General features: G+C 66.2%; 18 protein-coding genes. 14 read left to right on the plus strand and 4 right to left on the minus strand.

All coding sequences use genetic code 11. From position 1 onward, the window contains the following. Positions 1–1,151, minus strand: a 1,151-nt coding sequence (locus tag D8Z78_RS17300) for an aldehyde dehydrogenase (NADP(+)) (RefSeq protein ID WP_164932998.1), incomplete at its 3' end; no start/stop codon positions are given. A gap of 79 nt (positions 1,152–1,230) precedes the next feature. Beyond that, positions 1,231–2,856 (minus strand): tannase/feruloyl esterase family alpha/beta hydrolase, encoded by a 1,626-nt coding sequence (locus D8Z78_RS17305; RefSeq protein WP_121630436.1) that lies wholly within the window; start codon positions 2,854–2,856, stop codon positions 1,231–1,233. A gap of 202 nt (positions 2,857–3,058) precedes the next feature. Between D8Z78_RS17305 and D8Z78_RS17310 the strand changes: the two genes are divergently transcribed. The 11 genes from D8Z78_RS17310 to D8Z78_RS17360 all read left to right on the plus strand — a co-directional run bounded on the left by D8Z78_RS17310 (position 3,059) and on the right by D8Z78_RS17360 (position 14,807). After that, the gene (locus D8Z78_RS17310) at positions 3,059–3,724 is read left to right on the plus strand and encodes a nucleoside/nucleotide kinase family protein (RefSeq protein ID WP_338064690.1); all 666 of its coding nucleotides are present in this window, start codon (positions 3,059–3,061) and stop codon (positions 3,722–3,724) included. Between the two features lie 164 nt (positions 3,725–3,888). Continuing rightward, positions 3,889–4,935, plus strand: coding sequence for a C4-dicarboxylate TRAP transporter substrate-binding protein (locus tag D8Z78_RS17315; protein WP_121630435.1), 1,047 nt, complete (start codon positions 3,889–3,891; stop codon positions 4,933–4,935). Between the two features lie 63 nt (positions 4,936–4,998). Beyond that, positions 4,999–5,508: a TRAP transporter small permease gene (locus D8Z78_RS17320; protein ID WP_121630434.1), complete on the plus strand. Its 510-nt coding sequence runs from the start codon at positions 4,999–5,001 to the stop codon at positions 5,506–5,508. After that, on the plus strand, positions 5,508–6,845 hold the full coding sequence (locus D8Z78_RS17325) for a TRAP transporter large permease (RefSeq protein ID WP_121630433.1): 1,338 nt from the start codon (positions 5,508–5,510) through the stop codon (positions 6,843–6,845). Before D8Z78_RS17320 ends, D8Z78_RS17325 begins: the two co-directional genes overlap by 1 nt. Before the next feature lie 8 nt (positions 6,846–6,853). Further along, positions 6,854–7,639: an IclR family transcriptional regulator gene (locus D8Z78_RS17330; protein WP_121630498.1), complete on the plus strand. Its 786-nt coding sequence runs from the start codon at positions 6,854–6,856 to the stop codon at positions 7,637–7,639. A 10-nt stretch (positions 7,640–7,649) separates the two neighbouring features. Continuing rightward, positions 7,650–9,716 carry a 3-hydroxyacyl-CoA dehydrogenase NAD-binding domain-containing protein gene (locus D8Z78_RS17335; protein WP_121630432.1) on the plus strand — a complete coding sequence of 689 codons (2,067 nt, stop codon included), beginning with the start codon at positions 7,650–7,652 and terminating at the stop codon, positions 9,714–9,716. Positions 9,717–9,728: 12 nt separating this feature from the next. After that, the gene (locus D8Z78_RS17340; protein ID WP_121630431.1) at positions 9,729–10,925 is read left to right on the plus strand and encodes an acyl-CoA dehydrogenase family protein; all 1,197 of its coding nucleotides are present in this window, start codon (positions 9,729–9,731) and stop codon (positions 10,923–10,925) included. A 1-nt stretch (position 10,926) separates the two neighbouring features. Beyond that, positions 10,927–11,979 carry an acyl-CoA dehydrogenase family protein gene (locus D8Z78_RS17345; RefSeq protein WP_121630430.1) on the plus strand — a complete coding sequence of 351 codons (1,053 nt, stop codon included), beginning with the start codon at positions 10,927–10,929 and terminating at the stop codon, positions 11,977–11,979. Beyond that, complete coding sequence (locus D8Z78_RS17350) at positions 11,976–12,395, plus strand: PaaI family thioesterase (RefSeq protein WP_121630429.1); 420 nt, start codon at positions 11,976–11,978, stop codon at positions 12,393–12,395. The genes D8Z78_RS17345 and D8Z78_RS17350 overlap by 4 nt, the downstream gene beginning before the upstream one ends. Further along, a complete protein-coding gene (locus D8Z78_RS17355; protein ID WP_121630428.1) occupies positions 12,392–13,906 on the plus strand; it encodes a class I adenylate-forming enzyme family protein in 1,515 nt (504 codons plus the stop codon). Before D8Z78_RS17350 ends, D8Z78_RS17355 begins: the two co-directional genes overlap by 4 nt. A 220-nt stretch (positions 13,907–14,126) precedes the next feature. Next, positions 14,127–14,807: a GntR family transcriptional regulator gene (locus D8Z78_RS17360; RefSeq protein WP_164932999.1), complete on the plus strand. Its 681-nt coding sequence runs from the start codon at positions 14,127–14,129 to the stop codon at positions 14,805–14,807. Here the strand turns inward: D8Z78_RS17360 and oiaX are convergent. Beyond that, a complete protein-coding gene (gene oiaX / locus D8Z78_RS17365; protein ID WP_121630426.1) occupies positions 14,792–16,036 on the minus strand; it encodes a 3-oxo-isoapionate-4-phosphate decarboxylase OiaX in 1,245 nt (414 codons plus the stop codon). The two genes, D8Z78_RS17360 and oiaX, sit on opposite strands and share 16 nt — an antisense overlap. A 64-nt stretch (positions 16,037–16,100) precedes the next feature. Between oiaX and D8Z78_RS17370 the strand changes: the two genes are divergently transcribed. Genes D8Z78_RS17370 through nanR form a run of 3 tightly spaced genes read left to right on the plus strand, consistent with a single transcriptional unit; the run spans position 16,101 to position 19,453 of the window. Further along, complete coding sequence (locus D8Z78_RS17370) at positions 16,101–17,108, plus strand: Gfo/Idh/MocA family protein (protein WP_121630425.1); 1,008 nt, start codon at positions 16,101–16,103, stop codon at positions 17,106–17,108. A gap of 1 nt (position 17,109) precedes the next feature. Continuing rightward, positions 17,110–18,744: a D-apionate lactonase family protein gene (locus D8Z78_RS17375; protein WP_121630424.1), complete on the plus strand. Its 1,635-nt coding sequence runs from the start codon at positions 17,110–17,112 to the stop codon at positions 18,742–18,744. A 7-nt stretch (positions 18,745–18,751) separates the two neighbouring features. Further along, the gene (gene nanR / locus D8Z78_RS17380; protein WP_240672168.1) at positions 18,752–19,453 is read left to right on the plus strand and encodes a transcriptional regulator NanR; all 702 of its coding nucleotides are present in this window, start codon (positions 18,752–18,754) and stop codon (positions 19,451–19,453) included. On the opposite strand, the gene D8Z78_RS17385 is transcribed toward nanR, so the two are convergent. Continuing rightward, positions 19,444–20,778 (minus strand): four-carbon acid sugar kinase family protein, encoded by a 1,335-nt coding sequence (locus D8Z78_RS17385; protein ID WP_121630422.1) that lies wholly within the window; start codon positions 20,776–20,778, stop codon positions 19,444–19,446. The two genes, nanR and D8Z78_RS17385, sit on opposite strands and share 10 nt — an antisense overlap. Positions 20,779–20,797: the final 19 nt, after the last annotated feature.

Below are 20,797 nucleotides of genomic sequence, written 5' to 3' on the forward strand. Positions count from 1 at the left end.
TGATCCTGCAGGTAATTCGCCGCATCCGTCTGGTAGAGGTTGGGGTTGGCGTTGCGGCCGTCGCTGTCGGTGACCAGAACCGGCTCGACCGCGTTGCGCCCGTCGAACCGCGCCTTGCCGTCGCGATAGGCCTGCGCGATGCCGTCGGTCAGCATACATTGTGTATTCACGCCCTTCAGCGCCTCGGCCGCCGCAGAGACGAAGGCGTCACCCGCCGCGCCCTTTTCGACCACGGCGATGCCGGGATTGGTGCAGAACTGCCCCGCGCCCATGGTCAGGCTCGCCGCCCAGCCCTCGCCGATCTGCGCGCCGCGCGCACTGGCCGCCTCGGGCAGCAGGAACATCGGGTTGACCGAGCCCAGCTCGCCGAAGAAGGGGATCGGCTCAGGCCGTTGTGCACACAGATCATACAACGCGCGCCCGCCCTTGAGCGATCCGGTGAAGCCCACCGCCTTGATCAGCGGATGCTGCACCAGAGAGGTGCCGACATCGCGCTTGCCACCTTGGATCAGGCTGAAGGTGCCGGGGTGTATACCGCATGTATTCATCGCGGCGAGGATCGCCTCGGCGACGATCTCGCCGGTGCCGGGATGGGCCGAATGGCCCTTGACCACGACGGGACAGCCCGCCGCCAGCGCCGAAGCCGTGTCGCCGCCGGCGGTGGAAAAGGCCAACGGGAAGTTCGACGCGCCGAACACCGCGACCGGGCCGATGGGCCGTTGGATCATCTTGAGATCGGGGCGCGGCAGGGGGGCTCGGTCGGGCAGCGCATCGTCATGACGCCGATCGCGGCAATCGCCCTTGAGGATATGTTCCGCGAACAGGCGCAACTGACCGGTGGTGCGGCCGCGCTCGCCCTGCAGGCGGGCTTCGGGCAGGCCGGTTTCCTGGGTGCCGATCTGGGTGATGGCCTCGGCGCGGGCCTCGATCTCGTCGGCGATGGCGTTGAGGAAGGCGGCGCGTTGTGCACTGGTTGTATACCCGTACTCCCAAAAGGCCTCCTCGGCCTTGGTGACGGCCTGATCGACCAGTTCCGGGGTGCCGATGCTGAAATCATGCGCAGGCCCATGCGCCGGTTCCGAGGCAAAGGTCTGGTCGGACGCGCCCCACTCACCTGCGATCAGGTGGCGGCCGTGGGGGGTGAAGGTCATGCGGTATCCTCTTTCCTGTCGTACAATCGCACCGGCAGGCGGACTGCCGGTGCGATCCTGTTGCCGCGGCCTTTCGACCTTATTCGCAGGCGAAACTCGAGGCCTGCGCAGCGTCACCACCTTGGTAGCGGGCGATGGTCGGATAGGGGCACAGCGGCCGCGAAATGTCGCCAAGGGCGTCCTGCCCTTCGGCGTTTGCATCGGTCACATGCGCCTCTATCGCGCCGGGTGCCTCGCCGTTTTCCACCCAGTTCACCAACGGGGTCAGCATGTCGAATCCGTCCGTCGACGGCCCTCCCGCCCCGTGCGGCATCCCGGGGATGCGATAGAACACGGCAAAGCGTTCGGCCTCGTCATCGTTGTTCAGGTCAAGCCTTTCATACCAACTCGTCGTGTCCAAGACCGAAAAGACCGGATCTGCATTTCCGTGCAGGATCAACATCTTGCCCCCGGCCTCGCGGAACTCGGCCAGTTCCGGTTCACCCACCCCCGGCGGCGTCATCACCTCCATCGCGCTTTCGACAAACGTGTCATCGGTGGCAAAGATCTGGCTCGCCTCGGCTTGGATATCGAAATCCAGAAGGAACTGTTCCAGCGCCTCCGGGCTTCCCGCGACCTCTGTTGGCGGCGTGGTGAAGATCTGCGCAAGCGATGCGGCCCCCATCACCGCAATGATCGGCTTGTTGCCCCAAGGCGGAATCGGGCTTTCGATTTTCCAGAACCGCCAGTTGCCCGACGCAATGCCCGGGTCCCACGCCCAGTCGGCATAAAGCGGCTCGCCATCCTCGTCGAGGGGGCCGGTAAAGATTATATACAACGCGTTCACCTGCGCTTCGGTCAGGCAGCCGCTGCTTTGTTCGGCGCATTGCACCATCGAGGGGTCGAAGCTGGCAAGGCAGCCGTTCACATCGTAGACCAGCCCGTCCTCGAGACCGTCGAGACCGTCACATGTCTGGCGGATGCGGTCGGCCACCAAGTTCAGGTCATCGCGGGTGAAGGCGGTCTTCAGATCACCGGAGACACCGTGAAAGGCCTGCACGTCCAGCGCGTGTTGCAGTGCCGCGCGGGGCAGGTTGAAACCGGGATAGCCGATCAGCAAACCGTCGAAGGCATCGGGCATCCGCGCCGCCGCGACCATGGCATGCCGCCCGCCATTCGATCCGCCAATACCGTATGTATACAATATCTGCTGACCGTAGAACGTCTCGGTCAGGCCGGTCGCCACCGGGTGCAGATCGCGCACCGCCGTGTAGCCATAGGCAGCCCGCGCCTGCGGATCGAAGCCGAAGCGCGCGCCACCGGCCAAGCCTGCCTCGCCAAAGGCGGCGCCGTCATGGCCCGCATCGGACGACACGACCGCGTAGCCGCGCGCCAGCGCCGTGTCGTCCTTGAGCCCGGACAGCAGGGGGCCGAAGGCGGGTTTCACCTCGCCGTCATTGCCGCCGTTGAACTGGTGCACGAACCGACCGTTCCATTCGTCTGGCAGACGCAGCTCGAACCGCAGGGCATAGGCCATGCCATCCACGCCCTCGCGTTCGTTCATCACCCCGGTGATCCGGCAATGCTCCCGCGGGCTTTCATCGCCTTTGGCGACCTGTTCGGCGCCCGTCAATCGGACACCGTCCGGCACTTGCAGATCGGTGGTGCAAGCGGCGAAGCCGGGTCCGGCCAGCAAGACCGCCGCGAGGCCTGTCAATATGCGCATCTCTCCCTCCCTGTGGGCTTGTCCCGTTCAGCTTTCCCCCATTGGGCGAAATTCTCAAGGTCTTGTTCACCTTTGGCAGAAGGTCTTGGGGTCATGCACCTGCGTCTGACACCCGTCGTACCGGGAGAAGGGTGTTGCGGTCGGTGCGAATTCCTTGCAACCCTGACCGCCAAAGTTTCGAGGAAGGACACGCGATGGAACGTTGCTTGAACCAGTTGCCGGGGTGCTCGTCCTGATGGCGCGCGACGTGGACATGGACGGGCTTCTTGCCGAAGCCCTGACGCTGCTGGATGCGCCGGGGCGGACATTTCTGGCCATCGCAGGCGCGCCCGGTTCGGGCAAGAGCACCACGGTCGAAACCCTGCATGATCGGCTGAATGCTGCGCGCCCCGGCCTGACGGCCATCCTGCCGATGGACGGGTTTCACTATGACGACGCGGTGCTGCACGCGATGAACCGCCGCCCATGGAAAGGCGCGCCGGACACGTTCGACGTGGGCGGGCTGGCCTCGGTACTGGCGCGGCTGCGCAAGGCGGATGACACCGTTGCGGTGCCGGTCTTTGACCGCGATCTGGAAATCTCGCGCGGGTCGGCGCGGCTGATCGATACGCAGGCGCGGCTGATCCTCGTCGAGGGCAATTACCTGCTTCTGGATCAGGCCCCTTGGGACCAGCTTGCCCCGCTGTTCGACAAGACGGTGATGATCGCGGTGCCCGAATCCGTTCTGGCCGAACGGCTGCGCGCCCGGTGGGTGCATTACAAGCTGTCCAACGACGAGATCGTGCAAAAGCTGGAGGATAACGACCTGCCAAACGGGCGCACGGTCCGCGACCGAAGCCGGGACCCGGATTTCATCCTGCATCAATGAGGGGCCGTCACGGCCCCTTTTCCTCGACCGGCTAACAGCACCTTCCGCCCCGCGCCCGGAGGCAGCTTTCGCACTGGCATCGGAATTTCCGGTTGTCAGGGTCGCGATGCTCTGGCATGGTTTTAGAATTCAATTCCACATAGTGGAAATAAGGGAGGAAGCCGATGAAGACCGTGATGCAAAATGTGCTGCTGGCAACGTTTCTGGCCGGCGCGTCCGTGGCGCAGGCCGAGACGACGCTGATCTTTGGCGAGGCGGGCCCGAACCGGGGCGCCCGTGCCGAGGCGCTGAACTGGTTCACCGAAAAGGCCACCGAATTGTCGGGCGGCGAGCTGCAATTCGACACGCAATGGGGCGGCGCGCTGTTCAAGGCTGGCGCGGCGCTGAGCGGCGTGGCCGACGGCGTGGCCGATCTGGGCACCGTGATCAGCGTCTATTTCCCGCAGGAAATGGTCGCCTATGGCATCGCCGACCTGCCGCTTCAGAACGACGATGCATGGGTCGGGATGAAGGCCACCGACGAGCTGATGCGCAACAACGACCAGATCGCTGCCAGCCTTGCCGATCTGAACCTCGTCTATCTGGGCACCTTCACCACCTCGGCGGTGCATATCGGCTGCAAGGATGCCGCGATCCGCAGCGCCGATGACATTTCCGGGCTGAAAGTCCGTGGCGTCGGCGCCTATGGCAAGGCGTTCCAGGATCTGGGCGCGAACATGGTGCCGATGTCGGTCTATGACGCCTATCAGGGGCTGGATTCCGGCCTGCTGGATTGCTCGCAGGGCTACAGCTATGCCACCGCCGCGCTGAAGCAGCACGAGGTGATCGACAGCTACACCCTGCTGAACTGGGGGCAGGTCGGCGCGCTGGGGATCGTCATGAACAAGGATGCCTTCGACGTGCTGTCAGAGTCCGAACAGCAGGCGTTGCTGGATGCGGGCGCGGGTCTGCCGGATGTGCTGGGCCAGTTGATCACCGCCGACAACGACAAGGCCATCGAGACGATGAAGGCCGCCGGTGTCGAGGTGATCGAGCTGCCCGAGGCCGAGCGCGCCAAGCTGGTCGAAGCCGGTGCGCCCTATGTCGAGGCTTGGGTCGAACAGGCCAGCGCCGCCGGTCTGGACGGCGCGACCCTGCTGGACGAGTACAAAGCGCTGATCGCCAAGTACGAGACCGAGGTCGCCGACAAGGGCTATCCCTGGACCCGCTAAGCTGACCTGAACGGGGTCGGCTCTGGCCGGCCCCACCTTCCCGAACACTCCAGGAGGGGCGCCATGCTTCGCCGGATCGAGCGTTTGCTCGTCGATCTTTCCATTGCCGCGGTGGCGGGCCTGTGCGGGCTGATCACCCTCAACGTCGCCCTGCGCGCGCTGTTCAACGGCGGCGTGCCGGACAGCACCACGCTGGTGGCCGAGCTGATGATCGCCGCCGTGGTCCTGCCGATGGCCGCCGCAACGACCCAGCGTGCCCATATCGCGGTGGACCTGATCGCAAAGCGCCTGCCGCGTCGCGTCGGCGACGGGCTGATCATCTTTGGCTCGATCTTCGGCCTGATCGCGCTGTCGCCGTTGATCTGGGCGGGCACGCGCGAGGTTCTGGGCGTGATCGAGAAGGGATCGTTCTTCTATGGCGAATTGCAACTGCCGAAATGGCCGGGCCGCGTGCTGTTTTTGATCGGGATGGCAATCTGCTGGCTGCGCCTGCTGGTGATGGTCATCCGCGACATCCGCACCCTGCGCGCAGGCGGCAGCCTGAGCGACGACCACCCGGAGGAGGCCGCCTGATGGACGGAACGCTGATCGGCCTCGTGGCCTTTGCCGCCCTGATCGTCCTGCTGGGCGCGCGCGTGCCCATCGCCTTTGCGCTGGCCGGGGTGGCGACGCTGGGCACCTTCGTGATGTTCGCCTTCCGCACCGGGGCCTTCAACCCGGACCGGGCGATCCGGCCCACCGCGTCGATGGTGTTTTCCAACAGCTTCGACCTGATCCACAGCTACGACCTGTCGATGATCCCGCTTTTCGTTGCGCTGGGACACATCGCCTACCGGGCCGAGATCACCACCCGCATCTACTACGCCGCGCGGGTCTGGCTGTCTGCCATTCCCGGTGGCGTCGCCATGGCCAGCGTGATGGGCTGCGGCGGGTTCTCGGCGATCACCGGATCGTCCATCGCCTGCGCCTCGACCATGGGGCGGATCTGCACCCCCGAGATGCTGAACATGGGCTATGACAAGCGTCTTGCCACCGCCTCCGTCGCCGCCGGAGGGACGCTGGGCAGCCTGATCCCGCCCTCGGTGCTGTTCATCATCTACGGCATCTTCACCGAGACCTCGATCTCGCAGCTGTTCCTTGCCGGTATCCTGCCAGGGCTGATCTCGCTACTGGGGTTTTTGCTGGTGATCTGGCTTTGGGTGCGGCGCGATCCGTCCGCCGCGCCGACCCGCCCCGATGACCTGACGACCCGCCAGCGCCTGCAGGCAGCGCTGGATGCGTGGCCCGCCGCGCTGCTGTTCGTGATCATCGTCGGCGGCATCTATGGCGGCATCTTCACCGCGACCGAAGCCGCCGCCGTCTGTGTCTCGGCCACCTTGCTGATCGGCTTTGCCCAGCGGCGGCTGACCGTCGCTGCGGTGATCGAGTCGCTGCGGGAAACCGTCATTCAGACCACCTCGATCTTCATCATCGCTGCCGGGGCCAAGATCTTTGTCGCGTTCATCGCGCTGACCGGCGTGGCGGGCGACATCGTCGCGGCGGTTCAGGCCGCCGATCTGAACGTGGTCTTGCTGATGCTGGCCATCGCCGCAATCTACCTTGCGCTGGGGATGTTCCTCGACCCGATCGGGATCATGGTGCTGACCCTGCCGCTGCTGGTGCCGCTGGTCGAAGGCTATGGCCTCGACCTGATCTGGTTCGGCGTGGTGGTCATCAAGCTGCTGGAAATCGGCCTGATCACCCCGCCCGTCGGCCTGAACGTCTTCGTCATTTCGTCCGTCGTCGGCAAGGAAGTCCCCATCGACCGCATCTTTTCCGGCATCCTGCGGTTCCTGTCGGTGGACGTGATCGTGCTGGCCCTCATCATGGCCTTCCCGATACTGTCGCTGCTGATCCCGAATTCGATGTGAGGCAGATGATGCAAGACCACCCCGACGCCAAGGACCGCCGCTTTGCCACCACGTTGGCCCGTGGGCTGGCGGTCCTGCGCGCCTTTCGCGCCTCTGATGACGGGCTTGGCAATGCCGACATCGCCGAGCGCACCGGCCTGCCGAAAAGCACGGTCTCGCGGCTGACCTTCACGCTGCAAAGCCTTGGGTACCTGACCCATGCCCGGCGCCATGACCGCTATCGGCCCGGGCCCGCGCTGCTGGCGCTGGGGAACGTGGCGCAGGCATCGATTTCCTTCGTCGACCTGTCCGCGCCGATCATGCAACGGCTGGCGGATGAAACCGGGACGCTGTCGCTGCTGCTGGTGCGCGACGATACCAAGCTGCTGATCGTGCGCACATGGCGACCGCGCGGGGTGTCGTCGCTGTGGCTGGAGGTCGGGCACAGGCTGCCCTTCGTCGGGACCTCGTCCGGCCATGCCATGCTGGCCGCGATGTCCGACGACCAGTTCGCCACGCTGTCCGATGGCATGGTCGGTGCCTCTGCTGCGCGACAGGCGGCCTATGGCCAGCTGATCACCCGTGGCTTCGCCATCACCCCGCCCGATCAGTATTACGCCGCCAATATCCATGCCGTTTCAAAGCCCTTCTTTGCCCGCGACCTTGCAGAGCCGGTCGTGTTCACCTGCGGGGCCATGCCGCAGGACCTGTCCGTCGAACGGATGGAAACCGAGGTCGGGCCGAAACTGAACGACGCCGTGAAAGAATTGGAACGCATCATGGGGCAGCCCGCCTCGATCACGATGCGCACCTGAAAGGAGACCCATGTCAGACCCAGTCCGCTATGAACGCGAGGGCGAGATTGCCCTGATCGTCATCGCCAACCCGCCGGTCAACGCGCTGGGACAGGCGGTGCGGCAAGGCCTGTGGGGGGCCATCGACCGTTTTGCGCAGGACGATGCGCGCATCGCCGTCATCCTCGGCGAGGGCAAACTGTTCCTTGGCGGCGCGGATATATCCGAGTTCGGCAAGCCGATGACGGAACCCTTCCTGCCCGATCTGTGCACCCATATCGAAGGCTGCACCAAACCCGTTGTCGCCGCCATTCATGGCCCGGCGCTGGGGGGCGGCTGCGAGGTCGCCTTGGGCGCGCATTACCGGCTGGCCATGCAGGGCGCGCGGCTGGGCTTTCCCGAGGTGCATCTCGGCCTGATCCCCGGCGCGGGTGGCTCGCAACGCATGCCGCGTCTGACCGGCATTGGCCCCGCCATCGACATGATGGCGGCTGGCGGGTCGGTCACCGCCGAAAAGGCGCTGGCCATCGGCCTTGTGGACCGTGTCGCGACCGGCGAAGTGCGCGCCGCAGGGATCGCCTATGCGCAGGACCTGCTGGAGGACGCAGCACCTGTGCGCCGTACCGGCGACCTGCCCCGCCCCGCCTTCGACGCGGCGACCTTTGACGAGGCCCGCGCGCTCTGGACGAAGAAGGCGCGCGGCGAGGTTGCACCGCTTGTGGCCATCGACGCCGTCGAGGTCGCCACAAGGATGGACCTGGACGCGGGCATCGCCGAGGAACGCCGCCTGTTCTTCAAGCTGATGGAGACGCCGCAGCGCGCAGGCATGATCCATGCCTTCTTCAACGACCGCAGGGTGTCGAAACTGCCCGAACTGGCGGGCATTGCCCCCCGTGAGGTGAGCCACGTCGGCGTGATCGGCGGCGGCACCATGGGCGCGGGCATCGCCACGGCCTGTCTGCTGGCCGGCCTGACCGTGACCTTGGTGGAGCGCGATGACCAAGCGGCTGACAAGGCGCGCGCCACGATCACCGGCAATCTCGACGCCGCCGTGAAACGTGGCAAGCTCGACGACCGGGATACCGCGCTGGCCCGTCTGCGCACCGTGACCGACTATGCCGAGCTGCGCGACGCGGATCTCGCCATCGAAGCGGTGTTCGAGGATATGGACGTGAAGAAGGACGTGTTCGCCCGGCTCGACGCGGTCCTGAAGCCCGGTGCCATCCTCGCCACCAACACCTCTTATCTGGATGTGAACGAGATCGCGCAGGCCACCGGCCGCTCCGGCGACGTGATCGGGCTGCACTTCTTCAGCCCTGCGCATGTCATGAAGCTGCTCGAAGTCGTCGTTGCCGACGCCACCGCGCCGGACGTCACCGCCACCGCCTTTGCGCTGGCAAAGCGGCTGGGCAAGACGGCGGTCAAGGCCGGTGTCTGCGATGGCTTCATCGGCAACCGCATCCTCGCCACCTATCGCGGCGCGGCGGATCGGATGATCCTCGACGGGGCCTCGCCATGGGAGATCGACGCCGCGATCAAGGCGTTCGGCCTGCCGATGGGCCCGTTCGAGATGGGCGATCTGGCGGGGCTGGACATCGGATTTTTGACGCGCCAGCGCAAGGCGGCCACGCGCGACCCGCGCGACGTGGTGCCGACATGGGCCGACGACATGGTTCACAAGGGCTGGCTGGGGCAGAAGACCGGCACGGGCTACTATGTCTACGAGGGCCGCAAGGGCATCCCGAACGAGGCCATCCTACCCCTGATCGAGGCCGCGCGCGGCGACCGCCCGCAGCAGACCTTCACGCCCGAAGACATCCAGCGCCGCTACATGGCCGCCATGGTCAACGAGGCCGCCAAGGTCGTGGGTGACGGCATCGCCGCGCGCCCGCTCGATGTGGATGTGACGCTGCTTTACGGCTACGGCTTCCCGCGCTGGCGCGGCGGACCGATGCACTGGGCCGACACGGTCGGCCTGCCCGCCCTGCTCGATGACATCAAGTCATGGGCACAAACCGATCCGTATTTCTGGACGCCCGCACCGCTGTTGGAGCAGCTGGTGGCCGAGGGGCGTCAATTCGCCGATCTCAACACATAAGGGGCCAAACGCATGGACCTGAGCTTTACGCCTGACCAACAGGCCTTTCGCGCGGAGTTGCGCGCCTTCCTGAACGAAAACCTGCCTGCGCGCCTGTCCGACAAGGTGCGCCGGGGCCTGCGCCTGACCAAGCAGGATTACGAGGACTGGCATGCCATCCTCAACGCCCGTGGCTGGCTGGGCGTGAACTGGCCGGTCGAGCATGGCGGCACCGGCTGGGACGCCGTGCAGCGCCATATCTTCGAGGAAGAAACCACCGCCGCGCACGCCCCGCGCATCGTGCCGTTTGGCATCGCCATGCTGGGGCCGGTGCTGATGGCCTTTGGCAATGACGCGCAAAAGGCGCATTACCTGCCGCGCATCCTGAACGGCGACGACTGGTGGTGTCAGGGCTATTCCGAACCCGGCGCCGGGTCCGATCTGGCCAATGTCCAGACGACCGCCATGCGTGACGGCGACCATTACGTGGTCAACGGCCAGAAGACTTGGACGACGCTGGGCCAGCACGCCAACATGATCTTCTGCCTCGTGCGCACCTCGAAAGAGGGCAAGAAGCAAGAGGGCATCTCGTTCCTGCTGATCGACATGAATACGCCCGGGGTCGAGGTCCGCCCCATCGTGCTGATCGACGGCGAACCGGAGGTCAACGAGGTCTGGTTCTCGGATGTCCGCGTTCCGGTCGAAAACCTCGTGGGCGAGGAGAACAAGGGCTGGACCTATGCCAAATACCTGCTGACCCATGAACGCACGAATATCGCCGGTGTGGGCTTTGCCCGGGCGGGGCTGTCGGCGCTCAAGCGCATCGCGGGCGAGCAGATGGATGGCGGCAAGCCCCTGATCCAGAACCCGTTCTTTGCCGCCAAGGTGGCGCAGGTGGAAATCGACCTGATGGCCATGGCCACCACCAACCTGCGCACCATCGCCGCCGCCGCTGCGGGGCAGGCGCCGGGGGCGGAATCCTCGATGCTCAAGGTCAAGGGGACGGTGATCCGCCAGACGATCAACGCCCTGACCCGGCAAGCGGTCGGGCCCTATGCGGCGCCCTTCGTATCCGAGGCGCTGGACGAAGGCTCGAACGTGGAACCCGTGGGGCCTGAGGCGGCGATGCCCGCCACGCAGGCCTATTTCAACAACCGCAAGCTTTCGATCTACGGCGGCTCGAACGAGGTGCAGCGGCAGATCATTTCCAAAGCGATCCTGGAGCTCTGACATGGATTTCCGACTGACAGACGAACGCCAGATGTTGCAGGACAGCCTGCGCCGATACCTGACCGACACGGTCACGCCCGACGGCATCGCTGCGGCGACCGATGGCGAGGCGGGCTTTGACCGGACGGTGTGGGACGGGCTTGTCGAGATGGGCGTGCCCGCTGCGCTGTTCCCCGAGGAACAGGGCGGCTTTGGCGGTGCCGGTTTCGACCTGATGGTCGTGTTCGAGGAATTGGGCCGCGCCGGTCTGCCCGCGCCCCTCTTGGAAACGGTTCTGGTCGGGTCCTTGGCCTCGTCCGAGGACCTGATCGCCGGGCAGGTCGCGACGCTCGCCCATGCCGAACCCAGCAGCCGCTATGACCTGTCCCACGTGGAAACCCGCGCCGAGCAAGCGGACGGGGCCTACCAGCTGACGGGCCGAAAGGCGGTGGTGCCCTATGCCAGTGCCACTGAGACCCTTCTGGTCAGCGCCCGGCTGAACGACAAGATCGCCCTGTTCCAAGTCCAGCCCGATGCCGTGCAGATGCGGGACTATCCGCTGAATGGTGGTGGCCGCGCTTCCGAAATCATGCTGGACGGGGCCGCTGCGCAGTTGGTGCAGGAGGACGCGATGGACGCCCTTCACACCGCTTTTGCTCGCGCCACAGCCGCGCAATGTGCCGAGGCGCTGGGTCTGATGGAGGCGATCAAGGCGCTGACCGTCGACTACCTGCGCAACCGCAAGCAATTCGGCCAGCCCATCGGCAAGTTTCAGGCCCTGCAACATCGCATGGCCGATGTGCTGATCGAGATCGAACAGGCGCGCAGCGCGGTCATCAACCTGTGCGGCCATCTCGACGGGCCGGAGCGTGACCTGCATGTGTCCGCGACCAAGAACCTGATCGGGCGCACCGCCAAGCTGGTGGTCGAGGAGTCGATCCAGATGCATGGCGGCATCGGCATGACGCAGGAATACGCGCTGGGGCATCTGGCCAAGCGGCTGACCATGGTCGATCATCGCTTTGGCGATGCCGACCACCATCTCGAACGCTTCATCCGGCTGGCCGCCGCATGACCGAGACGATCCGCAACGAGACCGGGGCGCAACGCAGTCTGGGCTACATCATCGAAATCGGTCACCCCGACGGCACGGCGCGCTGCATCCTCGACGTGACCGAGGCGCATGGCAACCGCCACGGCGTGCTGCATGGCGGGCTGGCGGCGGTGCTGCTGGACAATGCGATGGGGGCGACCTCGTCGCTGACCGTGGACCAGACCGGGCGCGTGCCCTTCCTGACCGTGTCGATGAACACCCAGTTCCTCGCGCCGGCCCATGTCGGCAAGCGTGTCACCGCCTCGGCGCGGGTCACGGGCGGCGGGCGGTCATTGCTGTTTCTCGCCTCCGAACTGGTGGACGAGGACGGACGGCTGATCGCCACTGGCACCGGCGTCTTCAAGCGCGTGCGCATGGAAACAGGGGGCGACGCATGACCGTGACCCGCATTCACGACCTGATCGACAGAACCGCCGCCGAGCGCCCCGACGCCCCCGCGATCAAGGATTGCGACGGGCAAGTCTACACATGGCGCAGCTATGCCGAGCTGACCCACCGCGCCGCCGACCTTCTGGCGCAACAGGGCGCAGGCCCGGGCGAGCGGGTGCTGGTGGTGGGCGAGAACTGTCTCGCCCTGCCGGTGCTGATCAACGCCGCCTCGCGGATCGGGGCATGGGCGGTGCCGGTCAATGCCCGCATGTCCGGCCCCGAGATCGCGCGGATTGCCGGTCACGCAAGACCCGCACTGACGATCTATACCAGCCACATCTCGCGCGAGGCGGCCACCCATGCCGGCGATGCCGCGCCCCTCGATGCCGGGTTCGGGGCGCTGCACATGCGCAAGGGTCATCCCGATCCCGAACCGAGCGGGGACGACCCCGACCCGACCGCGATCCTGCTTTATACGACGGGCACGACCGGCGACCCCAAAGGCGTGATGCTAAGCCATGGAAACCTGCTGTTTGCCGCCAAGGCCTCTACCTGGTTGCGCGATCTTGGCCCGCAGGATCATGTCTATGGCGCGCTGCCGCTGACGCATGTGTTCGGCGTGGCCTCGATGCTGATGGCCTCGGCGCATGCGGGGGCGATGGTCGAACTGGCCACGCGCTTTGACCCTGCACGCCTCTACCGCGCCCTGCGCGAGGGGGCCACGGTCATGCCCGCCGTGCCGCAGATGCACGCCCTGCTCATGGCCTATGCGGAAACCCAAGGCCATCAGACGCTGGGCGCGGGCCGCCTGCGCTATGTCTCTTCCGGGGCGGCGCCGCTCGACCCCGCGTGGAAGCGCAAGGCCGAAAGTTTCTACGGTCTGCCCTTGCAGAACGGCTATGGCATGACCGAAAGCACAGCCGGGGTTTCCGGCACGCGCAACCCGATCGGCGATGCCGATACCAGCGTCGGCCCGCCCCTGCCCGGCGTCGAGGTTCGGCTGGACCTGACCCTTGGCGCCGACCCGGAAGTGGGCGAGGTGCTGACCCGCGGCCCCCATGTGATGAAGGGCTATTTCCGCAACCCGGAAGCCACCGCCCGCACCGTGCAGGACGGCTGGCTGCGCACCGGCGATCTGGGCCGGATCGACGCGCAAGGGCGGCTGCACATCGTCGGCCGCGCCAAGGAGTTGATCATTCGCGGCGGCTTCAACGTGTATCCGCCCGAGGTCGAGGCGGCGCTGAATGACCACCCGGCTGTCGTGCAATCGGCGGTGATCGGTCGGCCCGTCGGCGGTGACGAGCAGGTTCTGGCCTTCGTGCAACTGCGCGTGCCCGGCAGCGTCGGCCTCGCTGAACTGTCCGATTTCGCCGCCCGCAGCCTGAGCGGGTACAAGCGCCCCAGCCGGATCGTTCTGGTCGATGCCCTGCCCGCTGCTGCCACCGGCAAGATCCTAAAGCACCGTCTCCTGTCGGAATTCGCCGACCTGCTCGGGGAGGAAGACGCCGGCGCAATCTGACCCGATCCGCGTCCCGGCACGAAGCCGACGGGGCCGCGTGCGCCCGTCGGCTCAGGGGCGGCAGACGGCTGGCGCGGGCTGCGTACAAGAAATTCTGGTATATTAGTTGACCCAATGACACAATCTGGTCTTTCCTGAGTTTCAAGGCTACATGCAGTGCGACCACGATTTGGAGGGGGCGATGCCTGCGGGGGAGAATTCGAATCTACTGGCAGGGTTCTTGGCGGCCGACACGGCCTCGGGCCAAAGCGCCTCGGCGCGGGTCTATGACGACCTGCGGCAGCGGATCATCGACCTTGACCTGCCCCCGGACACCGTGCTGGTCCGCAACGACCTGACCGCCGCCTATGGCGTCAGCCAGACGCCTGTGCGCGAGGCCCTGCAAAAGCTGGAGCAGGACGGGCTGGTCCGGATTTACCCCCAGTCACGCACCGTCGTGGCGCGGATCAACGAACAGCAGTTGCGCGAAAGCCAGTTCATGCGCGTCGCCATCGAAACCGAAGTCGTACGGCGGCTGGCCGCCGAACATGACGAGGCCCTGCTGGCGCGCATCCGGTCCTTGGTCAAGATGCAAGAGGCCGTGCTGGACGACCCGTCGCAAATGCAGCTGTTTTCCAGCCTCGACCGGGCCTTTCACGCCACCCTGTTCGACGCGCTGAACCTGCAAGGCTTGCATACGATGCTGGCCCGTCGGCTGGGGCATCTGGCGCGCTGTCAGGCTCTGGAACTGCCGCGCACGGGCAAGATGCAACAGATCGTCGAGGATCACAGCGCCATCGTGGCGGGGATCGCCGCGCGCGACCCGGAAATGGCCGTCGATGCGATGCGCCGCCACCTGACCGGGACGATCACCCGGATCGGCGTGCTGCGCGCGGAATTTCCCGACTACTTCTCGGCCTGACCCCATTTGGCAAGGGCCTGCGCCAACTCGGGGTGGTCCTTGGCATAGGTGTCCAGCGGGATGTCCTGCGCGGCGGCCTCCCACGCTTGCCGATTGGCACGAACGCCCGCCGCCATGCCACCGGGATGGCCATGCACCCCGCCCCCCGCCAGATACATCAGGTCCGTCGACCGCACCGCCTGATAGGTGTCATAGGCCTGCCCACCCCATTGCCCGGAACACACGACCGGCAAGGGGCAATCCGCATCGGCAAACAACGGCTCGGTCACGTCATGGAAACTGCGGACGAAGCTTTCATCGCTTTCCCAGTATTTCGCGCGGATGCCGTTGATCTGGAACTGGTCGACCCCCAGCAGGCGCCAGATCTTTTGATAGGCGCGGAATTCCATCCCCAGACCGGGGTGGCGGGTCAGGATATCCCAGCCGTTGCGATGCGCGTGCAGGCACAGGGCCGAGCGTTTGCGCAAGAAGCTCATCCCGCCATAGCCGATCGAGTTGATGTTGATCACCGCCGCGTTGCCGCCAGCCTCGGCGACGATATCGTGGTTGCGCATCATGGTGTCCGGGTCGGCGCTGGAGATGCCAAAGGCATACATCACCCGCTTGCCCGTCTTTTGCCGATGCGCCTCGATCACCGGCATGATCGCCGCAACCCGGGCCGCCAAGGGCGAATAGCCCGGCGACATCAGCTTTTCATCATCCTTGATGAAATCCACGCCCGCCTCGCACAACTGGCGGACCACCTCCGCCGTTTCCTCGGGCAGCAGGCCGAGCGATGGCTTGATGATCGAGGCGATCATGACGCCTTGCGACACGCCCATCAGGTCGCGCGAGCCCGCGATGCCGAATTGCGGGCCAGGATGGCACCGATACGCCTCCGGCAGGTCGATATCCATGACCCGCACGCCGGACAGGCCGCGCACCGCGTAGACGCCACCGATGCAGATGGTCTGCAAGGCTGCAAGGTCCGTGCCCACCGCCTCCAACGGGTAGGAGATCACCACATCCGCCCGGCTCACCGACCCCTGCCCCGGCAAGGACGGCGTGTCCTGTGGCGGCAGGTCGGTGATCTGCTCGACCCGCGCGGCGCAGCGGGCCTTGACCTCGGCGGTTTCACCCGGAAGCTCGGTGAAGGTGCCGGTGGACTGGTCCGAGGCGATCTTGGCCGCCAAAGCGCCCATGTCGCCGGTGGTTTCCAACCTGTAGGTGACGCGGATCGTGCTGGACATGGGGCCTCCGGTTCTGTCACGGTACAGTAATGCTCATCATACCACTTTGACAACGAGGCCCGAGATGAAAATCGCCGTGATCGGCTGTGGTTTCTTTGCCCGCAACCAGATGCACGCCTGGCAGGATATCGACGGGGTCAAGCTTGTGGCCCTGTGCGACCGCGACGCGGGGCGGCTGGCGGACGCGGCGCAGGCCTTTGGCGTGGCGCGCAGCTATACCGATGCAGCGCAGATGCTCGCGGATGGCGGCTTTGACGTGGTCGACATCGCCACGACGGTCGACAGCCACCGCCCGCTGGTCGAGCTGGCCGCCGCCCATGGCGTGCATGTGATCTGCCAGAAACCCTTTGCCCTGACCATGGCCGATGCGCGGGCCATGGTCGCCGCCGTCGAGGCCACGGGCAAGACCCTGATGGTGCATGAGAATTTCCGCTGGCAAAGCGCCATTCGCGCGGCCATCGACGCCGTGCGCGGTGGCGCCATCGGCACGCCGTTCTTTGGCCGGGTGTCCTTCCGGTCGGGCTATGACGTGTTTTCCGGCCAGCCCTATCTGGCCGAGGGCGAACGCTTCATCATCGAGGATCTCGGCATCCATATTCTCGACATTTCCCGCGCGCTGTTCGGCGATGTCGAGCGGATCACGGCCACGACCCGCCGCATCAACCCCGCGATCAAGGGCGAGGACGTGGCCACCATGCTACTGGCGCACAAGGACGGCGTGACCTCGGTGGTGGATTGTTCCTACACGACGCGGCGCACGCCCGAGACCTTCCCCGAAAGCCTGCTGGAAATCGACGGGACTAAGGGCACCTTGCGGCTGGATGCCGGGTATCGGCTGACCGTCGATGGCGTGACGCGCGACGTCTCGCCCCCGGTGCTGGACTGGGCCGAGCGGCCTTGGCACAACATTCAGGAAAGCGTTCTGCTGATCCAACAGCATTTCGTCGACTGCCTGCGCGAGGGGCGGCAACCGGAAACCTCGGGGCAGGACAACCTTCAGACCTTTGCTCTGGTCGAGGCGGCGTATCTGTCGGCCCGAGAGGCGCGCAGCGTTCCCCTGTCGGAGGTCTGACATGCAGCGGATGACCTTCGGCGAGCTGTCTTTCGCGGTGGATGGCGCGGCCCTGCGCCACATCCGCTTTGCCGGGGTCGAGGCGCTTCGGGGCATCGCCCTGCTCAGCCGGGACCGCGACTGGGGCACGATCACGCCGGAGGTCCGGGAAACCGCGCCGCTGCGCTTTGCGATGACCTTCCGCAATGGCGACGCGAGGCTGGAGGCCGAGCTGGCGATCACCTGCTCAGACAGCACCCTGACATTGGAGGCAACAGGCACCGTCACCGGCGCGTTCGAGACCAACCGCACCGGCTTTACCCTGCTGCACCCGGCCCATGTCGCGGGGTGTCGTGCGCGGGTGACCCATTCGGACGGCACGGTCGAGGCCACACAGTTCCCCGAGTTGATCGCCCCTTGGCAGCCGATGATGGACATCACCGTTCTGGAACACGAGGCCGACGGCTTGCGCACCATCTGCCATCTCGAAGGCGACACGTTCGAGATGGAGGATCAGCGGCAATGGGGCGATGCGTCCTTCAAGACCTACAACCGTCCGCTGGCGCTGCCATGGCCGTACCGGCTCGACCCCGGCAGCCGTTTTCACCAGAGGGTGACGGTGCGGTTCGAACGGCTTGGCGCGCCCGCGCAGGCGCGCGAAAGGCCGAACATGCGGCAAGCCGTCTTTCCCGACACCGCCCTTTTGCTGAACGCTTGGGACGCGCCGCAGGTGACGGCGCTGCCGATCCCCGCGCAGCGCCTGTTGTGTCATGTCGATACCAATCGTGACCCGGCCCCGCAGATCGCCGCGCTGGCCGCGCTGCAAGCCCGCCTGCCCGCGCCGATCTACGACCTCGAACTGGTCTGCGCCTTTGCCAAGCCGCCCGAGGTCGAATTGAGCCAGATCGCCGACCTGCTGACGTCCACCGGCTTTCAGCCGGACAGCACGCTGGTCTGCCCAAGCGTGGACCGGCAATCGACCCCGCCCGGCTCTGACTGGCCCGACTGCCCGCCGCTGGACGACATCCACCGGATCGCGCGCAGCCTATTCCCACGCAACGGCGGTGGCATGGTCAGCTTCTTTCCCGAACTGAACCGCAAGCGCCCCCCGATGGAACTTCTGGACTTTGCCGGGCACGGGCTGTGCCCCATCGTGCATGCCGCCGACGATCTGCATGTGATGGAAACGTTGGAGACGATCCCACATATCACCCGCTCGGCGCGGGCGATCCTTGGGGATCGCGGCTATCGCATCGGGCCTTGTACCATCGCCATGCGCCACAACCCCTATGGCGCTCGGACCATCCCCAACCCGGATGGCGCGCATGTGCCGATGGCCGATGACGACCCGCGCCACCGCAGCGCCTTTGGCGCGGCTTATGCCATCGGGCTGGCCACGGCGCTGGCCCCCGCAGGCGTCACGGTCTGGACCCCGGCGGAAATGACCGGCCCGCGCGGCCTGCATCCCGACTGGCCGATCACACAGGCGCTGACCCTGCTCGCCGGATTGGCCGGGCAACAGGTGCATGCGGCAGAGATCGCCCATGGCCTTGCCCGCCTGCATGTGGGCACGACAGAGATCCTCGCAAATCTGACCGAAGGCCCAAACACTGGCCTGCCCGCCTATGGCTGGACTTCGGCCCACAACCCGATATGAAAAGACCGTGACCGCTGACAAGATCATACGCCGCAAGCTGTCGGATCAGGTGCTGGACCGCCTGCGCCAGATGCTGGCCGCGGGCGAGTTGAAACCCGGCGATACCCTGCCCTCGGAACGGGCCTTGATGGAACGCTTCGGCGTGGGCCGCCCCGCCGTGCGCGAGGCGTTGCAATCGCTGCACAACAGCGGGCTGATCACCATCAGCCATGGCGAGCGCAGCCGCGTGAACCGGATCGACGCGACCACGGTGCTGACCCAATCGGACGATCTGGCGCGCATGGTGCTCAGCTCTGCCCCGGACAACCTGAACCACCTGCGCGAGGCACGGCGCATGTTCGAACTGGGCATGGTCCGGCAGGCCGCAGAGCGCGCCACCGACAAGGATGTCTCGGATCTGCGCGCACTGGTCGAGGCGCAGCGCGCGCAGCTGGGTCAGCCCGAGGATTTCATCGCCGCCGACATGGCCTTTCACATCCGGCTGGCCGCGATCACCGGCAACCCGATCATCGAAAGCGTCAGCCGCGCCATGCTGGGCTGGCTGTTCGAATATCACACGACGCTGCTGCACTGGTCCGGAAACGAGGATATCACGCTCGCCGAACATGCCCGCATCGTCGATCGGATCGCCGCGCATGACGGCGACGGCGCGGTGACGGAAATGGCGCGGCACATGGACCGCTCTGCCGAGGCCTTTGGTCAGGCCTGACGCGGGCCGCCGCCTTCCCTGATCCAGCCGAAGAAGTCCTCGGACCCCATCTGCCCGCCCTTCAGCGCGATCTCCAGCCCGTCATGCGGCCCCGCGCCATAGGCGACGTTCAGCGCCGCGCCCGGGATGGTCGGCGCGATGGCCTGCAAGGCCTCCAGCCCCAGCGCCCGCATGCCATGCCCCGAGGTATCCCCGCCCGAGATCACCGCCCGGCGCAGCCCCGTCGCGCGCAGGATGCCATCCAGAATTCGGCCCAGCGCGGTGCCGATCATCCCGTTCGCCTTGGCCATGTCATTGGTCGCGGCGCGCAGATCGGCCACAGCCGGGTCGTCCGGCCCGGTGGCCGAACAGATCAGCGGGCTGAGGCCGCGCCCTGCCGCCGCGATGCCCTCGGCCACGCAGCGCGCGACCTCGGCGCTTTCGTCCTGCAACGCCCGCACCGCATCGAACCGGATCACCGCAAAGCCATGCGCATCGGCCCAGTCGATCTGCCGCGCGGTCGACGGCGAAACCGACCCCGACACAACCGCGATCTGATCGACGCGCCCCGCGCCCTGCGCCACTGGCGCGGCCGGGATCACTCCGGTCTGTTGCCAATGCCGGACCAGCGCGTATTCGACCCCCTGCGAACCGGCGGCAAAGCCCAGCACGTCGCGGTTTTCCCAGATCAGCCGCCCGGCGGCGGCCTCGCTGCCGGGGTCCATGCAATCGACCGACAGGATGCGCGCCTCTTGCGCCAAGGCCTCCTCCAGCGCCGGGCCATGATCGGACCAAAGCGCCTCAAGGTCGATCACCGCGCCCTTGAGGTCCGTCTGCAAGGTCAGATGCGCCAGAAGGTCGCTTTCATCCATCGGCGTGACGGGGTGGCGCGACATGACCGGGTGCCGATCCAGACGGAAGACCCCGTCGAAACTGCCCGCAAAAAGGTGGCCAAAGGCCTGATAGCGCCGCATCTGCGGGGCCGCCACCAGCAAGGGCGCGGCCTTTGCGCCGGTGATCTCCAACCCGATCTCGATTGCCCGGCCGATATTGCCGCTGTCCGGGGCGGAATCGAAGGTCGAGCAGACCTTGTAGTGCAGGATCGGCGCGCCCAGACCGTGCAGGAACCGGAACGGCGCGGGCAGGTGCGCCTCCATCCAGTCGGGGCCATGCGTCCGCGCGGTGGAGGCGATGCCCACCGCCCGACACCCCGCAAACCGCGCCATCATCGCGTCCGAGGGGATATCCGAGAACAGAACTGTCTCGATCCCGGCAAAGGCCAGCACCTCCATCACGGCAGCCGAGCCGGTGAAATCATCGCCATACCACGTGATCAAGCGGGTCATGCCCGGCCCTCGCATTGAC

This window comes from Tropicibacter alexandrii (genome assembly GCF_003667315.2).
Taxonomy (GTDB): domain Bacteria; phylum Pseudomonadota; class Alphaproteobacteria; order Rhodobacterales; family Rhodobacteraceae; genus Tropicibacter; species Tropicibacter alexandrii.